13 protein-coding genes are annotated in these 16,217 nt (G+C 49.3%); 4 read left to right on the forward strand and 9 right to left on the reverse strand.

Annotation, left to right across the window (positions count from 1 at the left end; all coding sequences use genetic code 11):
• Positions 1-19: 19 nt before the first annotated feature.
• The 6 genes from FVF72_RS06565 to eif1A all read right to left on the reverse strand — a co-directional run bounded on the left by FVF72_RS06565 (position 20) and on the right by eif1A (position 6,029).
• Positions 20-1,033 carry a phosphorylating glyceraldehyde-3-phosphate dehydrogenase gene (locus FVF72_RS06565; RefSeq protein ID WP_147671598.1) on the reverse strand — a complete coding sequence of 338 codons (1,014 nt, stop codon included), beginning with the start codon at positions 1,031-1,033 and terminating at the stop codon, positions 20-22.
• A 247-nt stretch (positions 1,034-1,280) separates the two neighbouring features.
• Entirely contained in the window at positions 1,281-2,342 is a 1,062-nt protein-coding gene (locus tag FVF72_RS06570; protein ID WP_013296189.1) for a DNA topoisomerase IV subunit A, read from the reverse strand.
• Complete coding sequence (top6B, locus tag FVF72_RS06575) at positions 2,335-3,909, reverse strand: DNA topoisomerase VI subunit B (RefSeq protein WP_147671600.1); 1,575 nt, start codon at positions 3,907-3,909, stop codon at positions 2,335-2,337. Before top6B ends, FVF72_RS06570 begins: the two co-directional genes overlap by 8 nt.
• A 188-nt stretch (positions 3,910-4,097) precedes the next feature.
• The gene (locus tag FVF72_RS06580; protein WP_013296187.1) at positions 4,098-4,664 is read right to left on the reverse strand and encodes a KH domain-containing protein; all 567 of its coding nucleotides are present in this window, start codon (positions 4,662-4,664) and stop codon (positions 4,098-4,100) included.
• 189 nt (positions 4,665-4,853) lie between these two features.
• On the reverse strand, positions 4,854-5,705 hold the full coding sequence (locus FVF72_RS06585; RefSeq protein ID WP_147671601.1) for a serine protein kinase RIO: 852 nt from the start codon (positions 5,703-5,705) through the stop codon (positions 4,854-4,856).
• A 24-nt stretch (positions 5,706-5,729) separates the two neighbouring features.
• Positions 5,730-6,029, reverse strand: a complete 300-nt coding sequence (eif1A, locus tag FVF72_RS06590) for a translation initiation factor eIF-1A (protein ID WP_013296185.1) — start codon at positions 6,027-6,029, stop codon at positions 5,730-5,732.
• A gap of 138 nt (positions 6,030-6,167) precedes the next feature.
• On the opposite strand from eif1A, the gene glp reads away from it, so the two are divergent.
• On the forward strand, positions 6,168-7,394 hold the full coding sequence (gene glp, locus FVF72_RS06595) for a gephyrin-like molybdotransferase Glp (RefSeq protein WP_147671603.1): 1,227 nt from the start codon (positions 6,168-6,170) through the stop codon (positions 7,392-7,394).
• 87 nt (positions 7,395-7,481) lie between these two features.
• Here glp and cobK read toward each other — a convergent pair whose 3' ends face one another.
• The 3 genes from cobK to FVF72_RS06610 form a co-directional block, all read right to left on the reverse strand.
• Positions 7,482-8,267: a precorrin-6A reductase gene (gene cobK / locus FVF72_RS06600; protein WP_147671605.1), complete on the reverse strand. Its 786-nt coding sequence runs from the start codon at positions 8,265-8,267 to the stop codon at positions 7,482-7,484.
• Positions 8,268-8,270: 3 nt separating this feature from the next.
• Complete coding sequence (locus FVF72_RS06605) at positions 8,271-10,769, reverse strand: calcium-transporting P-type ATPase, PMR1-type (protein ID WP_013296182.1); 2,499 nt, start codon at positions 10,767-10,769, stop codon at positions 8,271-8,273.
• Positions 10,770-10,964: 195 nt separating this feature from the next.
• Positions 10,965-11,351 (reverse strand): UPF0146 family protein, encoded by a 387-nt coding sequence (locus FVF72_RS06610; RefSeq protein ID WP_147671607.1) that lies wholly within the window; start codon positions 11,349-11,351, stop codon positions 10,965-10,967.
• Positions 11,352-11,369: 18 nt separating this feature from the next.
• On the opposite strand from FVF72_RS06610, the gene rimI reads away from it, so the two are divergent.
• Genes rimI through carB form a run of 3 tightly spaced genes read left to right on the forward strand, consistent with a single transcriptional unit; the run spans position 11,370 to position 16,163 of the window.
• A complete protein-coding gene (gene rimI, locus FVF72_RS06615; protein WP_013296180.1) occupies positions 11,370-11,837 on the forward strand; it encodes a ribosomal protein S18-alanine N-acetyltransferase in 468 nt (155 codons plus the stop codon).
• A 40-nt stretch (positions 11,838-11,877) separates the two neighbouring features.
• Complete coding sequence (gene carA, locus FVF72_RS06620; protein ID WP_013296179.1) at positions 11,878-12,960, forward strand: glutamine-hydrolyzing carbamoyl-phosphate synthase small subunit; 1,083 nt, start codon at positions 11,878-11,880, stop codon at positions 12,958-12,960.
• Between the two features lie 23 nt (positions 12,961-12,983).
• A complete protein-coding gene (gene carB / locus FVF72_RS06625) occupies positions 12,984-16,163 on the forward strand; it encodes a carbamoyl-phosphate synthase large subunit (RefSeq protein ID WP_147671609.1) in 3,180 nt (1,059 codons plus the stop codon).
• Positions 16,164-16,217 lie beyond the last annotated feature (54 nt).

Raw genomic sequence — 16,217 nt, forward strand, 5'->3', positions numbered from 1 at the left:
AAATAGAAAAAATTGGTTTTTAGAGTATGCCCATGGCCCTGTTGGTCTTCATTATGGACTTCATGTTGTCCTCTTCAAGTTCAAGGAGGGCCCTTATTGCATCCACACTCTCGGGGACGGCATCGGATTCCTGGTGGACCGCCTGCATGTAGAATAGTTCCCCTTCAACCACGTTTATGGACTCCTCCCAGACAGGTATCTCGAAGAGGTCATTCCTTGACCTTCCAAGTTCCTTGGCGTACTCCATTATCTCTGCGGTTGATGCAAGGCCCTCTGAGGCCTTCACAAGCATGACCCTGGTTGTCTCGTCTAGTTTTGCCTTTATCTCATCGGCGTCCACAGGGTTCTCCAGTTCCACCATTATGTTGTGCTGGTGCATCAGTGTTGTGGGGACAAGGAGTGCAACGGTGTGGATATTAACGCCCTTCATGACGGTTTTGAGGTCAGGTCCGTGGTGTGATGGGACCGTTGGGGGGTTTGGTACAATGGCGTTTATTGGACCCTTTTTCACCTGTACAGGGTCAGCACCCCTTCTTACCATCACTGCCCTTACCTTTTTTATCCCGCAGAGGTCATCTATTGGTTTGAGGGTCCTGCAGAGGCCGGTGGTGTTGCAGGAAACAACCCTTGTGTAGTCGGCCCCCAGTGACTCGTCGTAGTTTGCGAATGAGTTGAATGAGAGTCCAATGGCGTCGTGCTTTTCACCACCCTGGAATATGGCCTTTATCCCCTTTTCACGGTACAGTTCAAGGTTCTTTGCACCGATACCCTCGGGTGTTGCATCAACCACGATGTCTGCTTCCTCCAGCATGTCCTCCACGGTACCGCTAACAGGGATTCCAGCATCATCAAAGAGCTTTTCACGTTCAGGGATGCTTACATAGAGGTCATAGCCCTTTTCAATTGCAACCCTCGCCTCAAAATCAGGTTTTGTTTTGCTGACACCAACGACCTTCATGTCGTCCTGGGCAGCCACAGCGTCGGCGACTCTCTTTCCTATTGTCCCATACCCGTTAATGGCTACAGATATCATTAAAGAAACCTCCTATCCCCTGAAAACTTCTGTTCCCAGAGGAACCTCTTAAGTTTAAAGGTGTAATCTGATATTATTTCTCATTGATTATTTTATATAGTTATCTCTGGGGTGAGCGGGGACTTTAGGTTTATAGTTATCTCTGAATGAGTGACTCTGGGTAACCTTAAAAACCAGTTGAGTTTAAGACATGAGGAATTCTCTTATTCTAAAAAATAAATAAAAACAAAAGTTATGGAGAACAGTTTTACTGGTTCTCCACGGCTTCAAGCTTCTCTGGAAGATACGTGTCAACCACGTACTCAAGACCATACTTCGAGAAGGACTGCTGTTCTGCCTTCTTACCGATCTTCAGCATCTTCTTTATTTCGGTCTTCCAGAACTCATCCCTGTACCTTGGATCGTTCAGGAGTTCCTTGAGCCTCACCACATCGATGTCCTTGAGGGGATCTGTGGGGAGGTCATAGTTTATTATGTCACTTGCCGTAACCCCCAGGAACTTTGCATCTGGGGTTGCAAGCTGGTGGTTCACATGGGCGAGCTTCGCACTCCCTGAGATTATGACCATGGCGATGTGGAATCCCCATGGGTCTCCGTCGTTACAGATGTACACTGGAAGGTCCAGTTCCTCGTTGACCCTCTTTATGAACCTCCTGGTTGCCCTTGCGGCCTGACCCTTAAGCCCAACGATGAGGGCGTCGAACTTCTTGTAGGCCTTCTCCTGCACGAGACGGTGGAACATACCCATTGTCTCTACCGCAATGACACGTTCAACATCGTGATCTACGAATTCAACCTCATCTATGGTGGGTGATATGTTATAACCTGATTTGCCAGATCTGAGGGCGTTTATCTCTATATCACCCTCACGGACCGTCAGGGCACCATAGACAGATGCGCCGTCTTCCTCTGGCATGAGACCCAGCTCCTCCCTGGTCATTCCCAGGGTAACCTCAAGGTCCTCTCCAACGATGTTGGATTCCTGCTGGTCTGCAAAGTCCACCTCCCAGCCCTCTGAGATGTAGTAGAGCTCCCTGAGGGTGGCGGTTTTCTCCCTTGCCACCAGGTCCTTGCAGAAGTTTGCGGTGTATAGCATCTGACCTATCTTCTTTATCTGCTTCACATTACCCATTGAACGTGTACCGTAGCGGTCACCCAGGATGTAGTGCCTCTTCTCTTCATCATAGATTATGTTGGATGTACCCCTTGATGGAACCTTTATCCTGGGGATCCTCCCACGGCTCACATCGTCGAGTATGACGTCTCCAAGACCTTTAAGTTTGTTAATGGCTATTTCTCTTCTATTCATCTAGTGATTCCCCCAGAATTTCAAGTTTTGCCCTTCTTGTAACTGTGTCCAGGAGTTCCCTGTAATCAGGTGCCTCCCTCTCTGCCAGGAGAGCCGCCTGCTTTATGATCACCGGAACGTATGTTTCAAATACTTTGGCCCTCTCAGCCTCCTCCTTGGCGGCCTTCTTCTTCCTGAGGTACTTGTAGAGTTTTCTTGCAGCTATCATGGTGGCCTGCCTGATCTCATGGAGTATTTCAGGTTCAGGTGCCACGCTCTGCTTACCTGTTGAGAGGTAAGGGACGTTGGTTGATACGATATTCACGAATATGGTGAGTGGCGTATTTTCAAGGTCCCTTATGCCGTAGCGCCTCCAGTCAAGGCTCTTAACACCCTCGGTTATTGCGCAGCTACCGGCGTCAAAGGTGAGGGGGACCCTGTTGGCGAACCTCATTATCTCGGCCTTCCTCTGGTCACCAACCATTCTACCGGAGTTTCCACCGTAGGCTATACCGGCCTCAACCACAAAGGCTATACCTCCGCGATAGGTTTTTGGTTTCCTTGTCACGGTGGCGGTGAACTCTGGCTGGAGTATCTCCCTCATACCCTTCTCAATCTGATCCTCTCCAATGGGTATGAGGCCTGAGGTTGGTGGTGACATGAACTTCATCTTCTTGAAGGCCTCAACTATGCTTTCGGCCTCCTCCCACTTCATATCCTTGGGGCGCTTGTTGAGGTCTATGCCTGTGAGTTCCTCGAGTTCCTTTATCTTCTTGGAGGACATCCTTGAGAGGTTGCTTGTAAGCATACTCCTGAAGCGTCTCTTGTCGGTGTGCTTTGCCATGAATATGAGGTCATCGGCTGTGACGCCCCATGGGTGGGGGAGGACCTCCTTTGGCATTGGTGGGATGACGTCTGATGCCCTGTTGAAGACGTAGCGGTTCCCTGTGGGGTCATTGAATATTATCTTTGCATGGGGGTTGGCTATCATTGTCCTCCTTATGTACTCGTAGGCCCCCTGCTCTGAAAGTGAGTAGGAGACGTCCTTGAAGTGGAGTTCTATGCAGACACCTGTGTCCTCAACCTCCACCTCCTCCTTTTCGAGTATGAGGCCCTGGTTCTTCTTAACGTCCATCTTGAGGGTCATCTTGACCCCCTTGAGTTCTCCGTTTTCCCTGGTCCCTGAGATGACCTTTATGGGCTTACCTGTGGTCATCTGTGATAATAGCACGCAACCACTGCATCCAAGTCCCTGCTGCCCCCTGGACTGGATGTTCCTGAATTTGGACCCGGCGAACATGGTACAGAATACCTTTGGAATGTACTTTTCAGGTATTCCAGGACCGTTGTCCTGGTGTCTTAGGATATAGTGGTCCTTACCAATTCTCTTGAGATCTATTTTGATCTCAGGGAGTATACCTGCCTCCTCTGCGGCGTCAAAACTGTTTGTTATGAGTTCATGAAAAACTATCGTCAGTGACCTTATTTTTCCTGTAAAACCCAGCATCTGCTTGTTTTTCCTGAAGAATTCTGAGGGGGTGAGTTCCTGGAATCCTTCGTCAAAGAGATCCAAAGCTTGCCTAGCCAAAAGTTCGCCTCCTTAAATAATTTTTCACAGGATAATACACATGGGATACCATGCTCATATACACATATGTGTAACTTATAGCATATAAACTTATACCCTAGATGTAACTATTACAGAAAGCATAGTTCGGGCGATACATGTGAAATAATTGAAATTTGCCCTTACAAAAAACAGGTTTATGGTGGAGTTTACATGAATTTAACGCCTTCCTCAAACTCCTTCATTTTCATTTCCTGTTTCTTCTTTTCAAGAAATGCGTACACAGACTTGTGTCTGGCGCCATTAAGTATCATTTCAACGGCTTCCCTTGCAACTGAGAGTTTTTCAAATTCACCTATCAGTGCAACGGTTTTTCCATAGACCGATATATCCACACCGGTCATATCATGGATTATGCGTCTGGTTATACCGCCCCTACCTATTACACGGCCCTTCTGCCTTGCTATGGCCTTTTTGGATTTACCGACATAGTCGGTTATCTTGATGATGTCAAGGGCAACATCGTCATCCAGGAGCCGGAGGGCAACCTCCGGGTTGAAGCCACGTCCTATGGCCCTAACTATGTTCCTTGCCTTCCATGGTGACAGGGGGTCGTCGAGTTCATCATGGGGTATGAGTGTAACTGCACCGGTTTCGCTGTCAATTTCAAGGTCTGTCTGCGTTAGACGTTCAATCTGTGCCTTGACCTCACCATTCTTACCTATCAGAACTCCAACCCTTTCTCGGGGTATTTTGAGATATTCCTCGGTGGGCATCTGATTCACCTCAATGAATAAATAAGGATAAACGTTTATAAAACCTACAATAACTTTCTGTAAAGTATCCAGTGGAGTTTCTATTTCTGATTTGTTATCTGGGATGGATCCTTCTCTTCAGGCTCCAGGTAATGTTTTAAGGTTTTCTTTTTTAATTCTTTCTGTGAGGTTGTGGTTTTCCGTGGCTCTTTAATTCTTTTCATGGGTGTTGGTTTTTGCAGGGGGCTCCGGTTCTTTTTTAATTTTTTTCCTTATATCATCCTCATTTACACTGACCCCCAGCCTTTTGAAGTCACGGACCACATTCTTTATATCCCTTTCAAGGAGTTCCATGGCCAGTGGGTGGTCAAGGACCATTGCCTGGGATACATCGATTATAACTGGGTCTCCTGAATGGTTAAGTATGTTGAAGAAGGATAGATCCCCGTGCACAAGCCTTGCACCAGTGTAGAGGCGGTGCATGTACTCAACTATCAACTCAAGGGCCCTCTCAGGGTCATCAGGCGGAACCTCCCTCATGGTGGGAGCCGGTTCACCGTCATCCCCGATGAACTCCATTATGAGGATGTTGTCCCTTGCAACCACGGGTTCTGGCACACGGACACCCGCTTCAAGGGCCCTTTTCAGATTCCTGAACTCCTTGTTAACCCAGGCCTGGACAAGCTGGCGTCTGTTGGTTGTCCTCACCCTGAATCTCGGGTCGCCCTGTATGTAGTACTGCATCTTCTTGAAGTCAGATGTGGCGACACGGTAGATCTTGACAGCAACAAATTCGTCGTTATCGGTTATACCCTTGAAGACATTCGCCTCCTTACCTGTGCTCACAGCACCATTGAGCACCGCAAGGTAACCTGAGTTGGCAAGCTTGTAGAGTGTTTTGAGGGTAAGCTCATCAAAGACCTCACTTCCCACCCTTCGGTCCTCAACACCCTTCAACCTCTTGACGGCCTCCATCCGTCCAAGATCAGAGTCTACCCTATCCACAGCCCCTGATTTAAGCGCCCTGAGTTCAGGGGCCTGCCCTGTTTCTTCAGGATCCATTAAAATCAACTTCTCTCGGGACAATCAGAGTTTGAGGTAGCCCTTCCTCTCAAGCCAGTTGGACTCTGTACGGGTGTACCTCCACACTATATCGGCCTTCTCCTCGCTCTGGAACTCCCATGGCTTTACAAGTACAACGTCACCCTCACGGATCCATATCCTCTTCTTCATCTTGCCCGGGATCCTGCCGAGCCTTATATGGCCATCGGCACACCTCACCTTGAGCTTCCCGTGCCCCATTATCTGCTCAACAACTCCAGGTATCTCGCCCTTCCTGGGCGTCCTCACACGCCTAACTTCCTGTGTCTGATGTCCTCTACTCAAATACTCTCCTCCTCTTTTTTTCGTTGATTAACTTTGATTCTAATGCGATTACACATTCAGCAATCAAAGAAATAGACAGTATAATTTATTACCGGTGCAGATATAAATAAATTGCTTAGACTGCTTAATGGTGATCCAATGGGAGTTGAATTTCTTGATATAATCGATCTGGACGATGCAAGGGGGATAATGGCTGATCTCTTCAGGGAACTTTACAGTAGATGTTCCGAAACCGTTAATATTGATGATGCCCTCGGGAGGGTACTTGCAGAGGATGTTGAAAGCCCCATCGACCTGCCACCATTTGACAGGGCATCCAGGGATGGGTACGCGGTGGTGGCCTCAGATACCTTCGGGGCAAGCGATGAGAAACCGGTGAGGCTCAGGTGTATCGAGACGGTTGAGGCAGGCTCTTTGCCATCAAGGAGGGTTGAAAGCGGTTCATGCACACGGATAAGTACGGGGGCGCCTGTACCTGAGGGTGCCGATGCAGTCGTCATGGTTGAGTACACTGAGGTTAGTGGTGAGGACGTCTACATCCAGAGGCCGGCATACCCATCGCAGCATATCGCGGTGGCGGGATCTGATATTGGGGCGGGCAGTGTACTTGTTGGGGGCGGAAAGGTGCTCTCACCCGACAAGATCGCGGCGCTTTCAGCTGCAGGGGTCACCTCGGTGAGGGTTGTATCGAAACCATTGGTACATGTCATATCCACGGGTAATGAGCTCATTGAGCCCTCGGGGAGACTTGAACTTGCAAAGATATTTGATTCAAATTCTCTGGGAATATCGGCGGCCCTCAGGGATGCCGGCTGCAGTGTCAGCCGTGGGGGTATAGTTAGGGATGATTACGATGAACTCAGAAGTGCCCTCATTGAGGGGCTGGGTAAAGCAGACCTCGTTATAACCTCAGGTGGCACCTCTGCGGGGGCGGGCGATGTCCTGGTGGATGTGCTTGAGGATCTTGGTGAGGTGGTCATTCACGGCATCTCCATGAAGCCGGGTAAGCCCACCATAGTGGGGGTGGTTGATGGTAAGATGGTGGTGGGGCTCCCAGGTTTCCCGGTTGCAGCCCTTCTGGTTTTCAGGTCTCTTGTAGAACCATTCCTCAGGGAACTCTCAGGAATAAAAGCCCCTGAAGGTTCTGTGAAGACACTTAAACTTGCCGAGAGATTCCACTCATCAAGGGGCAGGGTCCAGTATGCACTTGTGAAGGTTGATGGCCAATATGCAAGGCCAATATTCAGGGATTCCGGTGCAATAGCAGCCCTTGCAGGGGCCGATGGATACATTGAGGTGCCAAAGAACGTTGAGATACTCAATGAGGGAGAGGAGGTTGAGGTTGTCCTCTTTGAGAACCGGTGAACTTATTCTTTAAAGATTTAAAAGCAGTTATCAGTTTCTATTCTAAATTTTTTTAGTGCTTGTTCTTTAAGGATTTAAAAGCAGTTATCAGTTTCTTTTTTTATTCAGGATCTCTGTGACATATTCCACAAGTTCATTAATGTCATGTAATACCGTCTCGCCTTTCAGGTCAACCATTGGCCTCTCAACGAGGATGATGGGTATTCCAAGCTCTGATGCAGCGGCAACCTTCTCACGGAGACCTCCTGTCTCACCACTATCCTTGGTGATAACCGCACCTGCACGGTATTCCTTCATGAGCACCCTGTTCATCTCTGGGGAGAATGTGCCCTGCATTGCGATGATCTGTTCGGGGGGCACTCCGAGCCTGTGGCATGCCTCAATTGATGAGGTCTGTGGCAGGACCCGGACGGCAACCCTCTCTGGATCCAGTGACTCAAGAACCTCAGGTAGTGTTGAGACCCCTGCAAGGTGCATCGCCACCTCACCCTCCCTGAGGAGTGATGAGGCCACCTCCCCGGCCTCCCTGAATGATTCAACCCTTATGGCCCCCTCAACATCCAGCAGTGGTCTTTCGAACCTCAGGTAGGTTATGCCTGTATCATGGCATGCCAGGAGTGCATTTTCAGTGGCCCTTGTGGCGAAGGGGTGGGTGGCGTCTATGAGGAGTTCTGCACCGATTTCATCTATCAGTTCGCCCAGTCCGGACCTGTCAAGGGGCCCTCTGACTGTTCTTAATGCCCCTGAACTTTCAGCAAGCTCAGCACCGTATTCGGTGGTTGCAGTGGCAGTTATATCAATTCTTGGATCCCTTGAGAGTTCTTCTATGATCCTCCGGGCATCCCTGGTTCCTGCCATCACAATAACATTCATAGGTCATTCCCGCCCGTCAGCAAACCTCATGAGGGCCTCTGCAATCAGTATGAGGGAAGCCACTGCGACTATGAGGACCCAGTCTGTAACCGTGAGGGGGACGGTCCTGAATACACCCTCAAGGGGTGCAAGGTAGACCACCAGTATCTGCAGCAGGAGTGAGGCTGCAACAGCAACAAGGAGGGTCCTGTTGGAAAATCCGGTCCTTGACTTGCAGTTGAATACGTTGAATATCTGGAACATCACAAAGACCGTGAATGCAACTGTCATCGCCCGCTCAACACTGTTCCCTGAGGAGAGCATGTAGATGTAGAGCCCCAGCGTCCCTGCTGCCATGACAGCACCTGCAATTACTATACGCAGCAGGTTCCTTCTTGGCATTATATCCTCCCTCTCGGGTTTTCTGAGCATTATATCGGATTCAGGGGGCTCAACACCAAGGGACTGTGCAGGGGGACCGTCCATTATTATGTTTATCCAGAGTATCTGTATCGGATTGAATGGTACAGGAAGGTTGATGAGTGAGGCCGATACGATTGTGAGGATGGCCCCGACATTTGTTGAAAGCTGGAACTTAACGAAGCGCCTTATGTTATCGAAGATGGTCCGCCCCTCCCTCACAGCTTTAACAATCGTTGCGAAGTTATCATCCTGGAGCACCATGTCAGATGATTCCCTTGCAACGTCCGTCCCGCTGCCCATTGCTACACCTATGGCGGCCTTTTTGAGGGCGGGGGAGTCGTTTACACCATCACCGGTCATGGCAACCACGTGGTCCCTCCTCTGGAGGGCCTCAACTATTCTGACCTTCTGTTCAGGGAAGACACGGGCATAGACCCTCACGTCCTCCACCATATCCTCGAATTCGTCATCAGAGAGTTCATCGAGTTCCCTTCCTGTGAGGGCCAGACCATCATCCATGAGTCCCAGTTCGCGTGCTATGGCAACCGCGGTGTCCCTGTGGTCGCCTGTGATCATAACAACCTTTATACCTGCCTTCCTGCAGGTCTCTATGGCATCGGCAGCCTCCTTTCGTGGAGGGTCCATCATACCGACGAGGCCAGCGAACACAAGGTCCCTCTCCTCCTCATCGCCATCAGGCAGTTTCCGGTATGCAAGGGCCAGAACACGGAGGGCCCTTGATGTCATATCGTTGAGCCTGGACATCCATTTGCCCAGTTCATCATCATCCATTGCCCTCAGGGAGCCGTTATAATCCACGTAACTGCATCTACTGAGTATTATCTCAGGGGCCCCCTTGATGAGGAGGTATCGCCCGTCACCCAGCTGGTTTATGGTGGTCATCCTCTTCCTTTTACTGTCGAGGGGTATTTCCATGAGACGGGGGTATTTCTCCTCAAGCTCCTTTCTGCTGTGTCCATTTTCATCAGCGAAGCTCAGTATGGCGGCATCGGTTGGGTCCCCTATGACTTTGCCATCTGATATTGTGGCGTTGTTGCAGAGTGCTGATACAAGGAGTGCCATCTCTGGTGAGGTGAGCTCTGATTCCCTCACGGTCATCCGGTTATGGGTGAGTGTACCTGTCTTGTCGGTGCAGATAACCGAACATGAACCCAGGGTTTCAACTGCAAGGAGCCTCCTTACAATGGCATTGCTCCGGGCCATCCGCTGCATACCCAGTGCAAGGGTCAGTGTCAGTATGGCGGGAAGGCCCTCGGGTACAGAGGCAACTGCAAGTGAAACAGCGGTCATGAAGGTGTCAACCAGTGGAAGTCCGCGGAGGAACTGTATGGCGAATACCATGGCACATACAACCACCGCTATGAGCCCAAGGCTTTTTCCAAGGGAGGATATCTTCTCCTGCAGAGGTGTCTTACCCTCATCCTCCTGTATCATCTCGGCTATCCTGCCTATTGATGTATCCATACCCACTGCTATTACGGCACCCTTACCGCGACCTGATACAACGTCAGAGTCCATGAATGCGATAACATCCCTTTCATCCTCAGGGTTCTCATGTGTCTTCTGAACGGGTATGGATTCTCCTGTGAGGGTGGATTCGTCTATGCGGAGGTCATAGGCTTCTATGAGTCTGATATCTGCAGGTACATTGTCCCCCTCCTCTATGATTAAAATATCCCCTATTGTGAGCTCAGAGGCAGGTATTTTCTGAGTCATACCATCCCTTATAACCGTGGCCTCAGTTGATACCAGGCCCTTGAGTTTCTCCATTGCTTGCTCGGCCCTGTACTCCTGTATGAAGCCAACTGTGGCATTCACAACCACCACGAAGAGTATGACTGCAGAATCAAGCACATCACCCACAAAGTAGGATGCCACAGCCGCAAGTATGAGTAGTATGATGAGTATATCCATGAACTGGGCAAGGAACATTCTGAGGGGACCTGCCTTTTTCTCCTCAACCAGTTCGTTTTTACCATAAGTTTCAAGTCTTCTGGCTGCTTCATCTGAATTTAAACCATTTTCTGACGTTTTAAGTTCCTTCAAGACTTCCTTTACACTCATCCTGGCCCATTTCATTTTGAACACTTTTCAACTTATTTTGGTAATATTCTTAAGATCTAGGATCATGATATTTTTGGTTGGATTACCGTGGTGACATTCATTATCCAGTTTATAAAGTATATATTAATGAGTGTGAGTGTGATGGGATCACCTCTGAGGCAAATCATCTCAGTTTAATCCACTTTGAGGACATGCTAAAATCGGTCGGGTTTATGGACTGTACTCATAGAAAAAGGTTTTTCTGTAATTTACAAGTTTCATGGGTTTTTCTGTGGCTATATTTTCCCCAGTGAGTGGTTTTATGATCAGCCTGGCACCAGCTGCGTCCGCTACCATCATAAGGGGGTTGTGGAGTTCAGATGGGGGTCTTATGGAGTATATTGTGGCGGCATCCCTGTAGATATCCATATCCGGTGATGTGATGTCATCGTAAATTATGTCCCCACGGGAAGGTTTAATATCTGTTAGAACCAAATCAACTTTTGAATGTTTCATGATATAATCTGAAACATACAGGAATCTACCGGCACCAACCTCAACAACACGGTCGGATGGCTGCGAGCTCCTGATTATGTAAAGTGCAAGATCTTTCCACATTGTACCACGGAGATAGAGATGATAGTAAGGGAATTCAGACCACAGGACCTTAAAACGGTCCTGAAGATTGAGAGGGAATCATTTGCTGATCCCTATCCGGCACACCTCCTGAGGGACATATACAACCTTGGAGCAGGTTTCCTCGTGGCCCAGGAGGACGGCAGGGTCGTTGGATTCATAATATTCTGGATCCGCTTTGAGGATGAAGGTCATATTATCTCACTTGCAGTTGATAAAGATTACCGCCGCCAGGGTGTCGGGGCTGAACTTGTGAGGACAGCCATAGGTATATTTGAAAAATTTCATATTAAAAATATTAAACTGGAGGTAAGGGCAAAGAATAGAGGGGCCATAAATTTCTACAGGGCCCTTGGCTTCAGTGAGGAGAAGGTTATAGCAAACTACTATGAGGATGGAGAGGACGCTGTGGTGATGAGGATGGATCTCCACTCTGGAGGGGATTCTCCTTATGGTCATGAATATTAAATTAATCTAATCAGTCAGAAGTCATGATCACGGTGGTGAAATGTTTAGGGAAGCAAAATTAGCCTTGGAAGATGGTACGATAATAAAAGGAGAGGCATTTGGATTTGAAACAGTGAAGACGGGGGAAGTTGTATTTGCAACCGGGATGACGGGTTATGTTGAATCACTCACAGATCCCTCATACAAGGGCCAGATACTCATGCCAACCTACCCCCTGCAGGGTAACTATGGAATATCTGAGGAGTGGTACCAGTCAGATGGTATAAAGGCCGAGGGCCTGATAGTGAGGGAGGAATGCCAGAAACCCTCACACCAGCTATCAGAAAAGACACTCTCAGAGTTCCTGGAGGAATATGAAATCCCTGGCATAGCGGGTGTTGACACAAGGGCCCTCACCATAAAGATAAGGGAGAGGGGTACCATGAAGGGTGCCCTTGCAACAGAGGAGATTGATGATGATGAACTCCTTGAACTGGCAGTGAATCAACCGGACATAACCGAGATTGACCTTGTGGACCAGGTATGTGTTACCGAACCGGTCACCATGAATGAGGACGCAGAGAGGAGGGTTGTTATAGTTGACTGCGGAATCAAGAGAAACAGCATAAAGGCCCTCCTTGAAAGGGATGTTGGTGTTGCTCTTGTACCCTACAGAATGGAGCCAGAGGAAATAATGGAATATGACCCTGACGCGCTCCTAATATCAAGCGGACCTGGTGACCCCACAAGGGTGAAGAAGGCCATAAGCACGGTCAGAACACTATCAGAACAGCTGCCCATATTCGGGATATGTCTTGGACAGCAGATAATCGGCCTTGCATTCGGGGCCAGCATATACAAGATGAAATTCGGGCACAGAGGTATAAACCAGCCGGTGAAGGACCTAAGGACAGGTACAGTCTCAATAACATCCCAGAACCACGGGTTCACCATCGACCCGGACTCAGTAAGGGGGACGGATATTGAGATCACACAGCTGAACCTCAACGACGGGACACCTGAGGCAATAGAGCACAGGGAACTCCCGGTTTTCAGTGTCCAGTACCACCCTGAGGCAGGACCAGGACCACATGATACTGTGAACATCTTTGATCGTCTTGTAAGTGTTATGAAAGAATACTAGGATAAGAGGAAGATGGGGATAAAATGCCGCGGGATGAAAGCATCAACAAGGTACTTATCATAGGATCTGGCCCTATACAGATAGGGCAGGCTGCTGAATTTGATTATTCAGGTTCTCAGGCATGCAAATCACTGAGGGAGGAGGGGATTGAGACAGTACTCGTGAACTCAAACCCTGCCACCATCCAGACCGACATGGAAATGGCTGACAGGGTCTATGTGGAGCCCCTCACACCTGAGATAGTTGCAAAGATAATCGAAAAGGAGAAACCCGACGCGGTACTCCCAACCATGGGGGGGCAGACAGGCCTCAACGTTGCAACGGGTCTTGCAGAGATAGGTGCCCTCGAGGGTGTGAGGGTTATAGGGTCCTCCATTGAGACCATAAGAAACGTTGAGGACCGTGACCTCTTTGACAGTTTCATGAAGAGACTCAACGAGCCAGTACCCGCAGCAAGAGCGGTAAATTCAGTTGAAGAGGCCCTTGAAGCTGTTGATGAGATAGGGTATCCTGTTATAGTGAGGCCCGCGTTCACCCTTGGGGGTACAGGTGGGGGGGTGGCCCACAACCGCGATGAACTCATTGAGATAGCCACAAGGGGCCTTGAGATGAGTTTCATCAACCAGGTCCTCATAGACCAGTCTGTACTTGGCTGGAAGGAATTCGAGTATGAGGTCATGAGGGACCGCAACGACACCTGCATAATCGTCTGTAACATGGAGAACATCGACCCCATGGGCATACACACCGGGGAGAGCGTGGTGGTTGCACCGGCCCAGACCCTCAGTGACGAGGACAACCAGAGGCTGAGGGATGCGGCAATAAAGATCATAAGGGCCCTCAGGATTGAGGGGGGCTGCAACATACAGTTCGCTGTCCACCCGGAGACAGGTGAATACAAGGTCATAGAGGTGAACCCGAGGGTGAGCAGGAGCAGTGCACTGGCATCAAAGGCCACAGGTTACCCCATAGCCAAGATCGCCGCCAAGATTGCCGTGGGCATGACCCTCGATGAGATAGAGAATGACATAACAAAGGAGACACCGGCATCCTTTGAGCCATCCATTGACTACATCGTGACAAAGATTCCAAGGTGGCCCTTTGATAAGTTCAGGGGGATAAGCCGGGAAATAGGGGTTCAGATGAAATCCACAGGGGAGGTCATGGCCATAGGAAGAACCCTTGAGGAATCCCTTAACAAGGCCATAAGATCCCTTGATATAGGTGCCGATGGCTTCATGGAGATACCCTACACAAGGAAGGACCTTGAAAACCCCACTGACCTCAGACTGTTCCAGATCTACACAGCCCTTAAGGATGGTATGGGTATAGATGAGATACATGAGCTGACAGGTATAGACCCATTCTTCCTGGAGAAGATCTGGAACATAGTGAACTTTGAGTCATCCCTCACCAGAGAATCCCTGAGGGATCCCAGGGTCCTCCTTAAGGCCAAGAGGATGGGCTTTTCAGATTCAAGGCTGGCATCAATAACAGGGCTTTCAGAGTCAGAAATAAGGTCCCTAAGGCTCAAGAATAATATAAAACCTGTCTACAAGATGGTTGACACATGTGCAGCCGAATTTGAGGCGAAAACACCTTACTACTATGGCTGCTATGACCTTGAAGATGAGGTTGAGGTCTCAGACAGGAAGAAGGTCCTCATCATAGGTTCGGGTCCAATAAGGATAGGTCAGGGTATAGAATTCGATTACTGCTGTGTACATGCGGCAATGGCTCTCACTGAGGATGGTTATGAGACCATAATGGTTAACAACAACCCTGAAACCGTGAGTACAGATTACGACATATCTGATAAGCTCTACTTTGAACCCCTCACACTGGAGGACGTCCTTGCCGTGATAGATAAGGAGAAACCTGAGGGCGTCGTAGTACAGTTCGGTGGCCAGACATCCATAAACCTTGCCGTACCCCTGGCAGAGGAGGGTGTCAGGATACTGGGTACACCACATGAAAGCATAGACAGGGTTGAGGACCGTGAAAGGTTCACCCGTGTCCTTGATAAGCTGGGGATACCGCAGGCACCCTATGGGATCGCCAAGTCCTTTGAGGATGCAAGGGAAGTGGCTGAACGCATAGGGTACCCTGTACTTGTACGGCCATCATATGTCCTCGGTGGAAGGGCAATGGAGATAGTCTACGATGAGAGGGAGCTTGAGGAGTACATGAAGGAGGCTGTGAGGGTATCCCCCGAGCATCCTATCCTGGTGGATAAGTTCCTTGAGGATGCAATAGAGGTTGATGTGGACGCACTCTCCGATGGAACTGGCGTATACATCGGCGGGATAATGGAGCACATAGAGGAGGCAGGGGTTCACTCAGGGGACTCGGCGTGTGTGATACCACCGCAGAGCATCCCACAGGAAATAATTGAAACCATAAAGGATTACACAAGGAAACTGGCCCTTGAACTTGATGTTGTGGGCTTAATAAACATTCAGTACGCTGTGAAACCTGACTCTGAGCCGGCAGTTTACATACTCGAGGCTAACCCCAGGGCCAGCCGTACCGTTCCATTCGTCAGCAAGGCCACCGGTGTTCCACTTGCCAAGATTGCTGCCAGGCTGATGATGGGGGCAAAGCTCAGTGACCTTGGACTAACAGAGGAGAAGGAGATAGACCATGTGGCAGTGAAGGAGTCAGTGTTTCCATTCATAAAACTGCCAGGGGCAGACTCGGTGCTTGGCCCTGAGATGAAATCCACCGGCGAGGCAATGGGCATCGATGAGAATTTCGGTATAGCCTACTACAAGTCCCAGCTATCTGCCAGCATGGACCTCCTCACAGAGGGCAAGGTATTCATAAGCGTCAGGGACCAGGATAAGGACAAGATAGCCGACATCGTTAAAAAGGCCAGTGAACTCGGCTTCAAGATCATGGCAACCCGCGGGACAGCAAGGGCGATCAGTGACATAGCCGATATAGAGGTTGTGAGGAAGGTGAGCCAGGGGTCACCAAACATAAGGGACTCCATACTCAATGGTGAAGTTGGTCTCATAATCAACACACCATCAGGAAAGCAGTCAGCCGACGATGGCTATCTAATAAGGAGAATGGCGGTTGAACTTGGAATACCCTATGTTACGACACTTGCTGGGGCAAGGGCGGCCCTTAATGCCATTGAGGCTGTTCGACTTGGGAGGATAACTGTGAAGTCCCTTGACGAATACCATGGGATGTGATACATGGCACCAATTTTCTTTTAAATTTTAAACTATTGTGATATTATAGAATGT

The sequence above is a fragment of the Methanothermobacter sp. KEPCO-1 genome, assembly GCF_008033705.1.
GTDB classification, from domain to species: Archaea; Methanobacteriota; Methanobacteria; order Methanobacteriales; family Methanothermobacteraceae; genus Methanothermobacter; species Methanothermobacter marburgensis.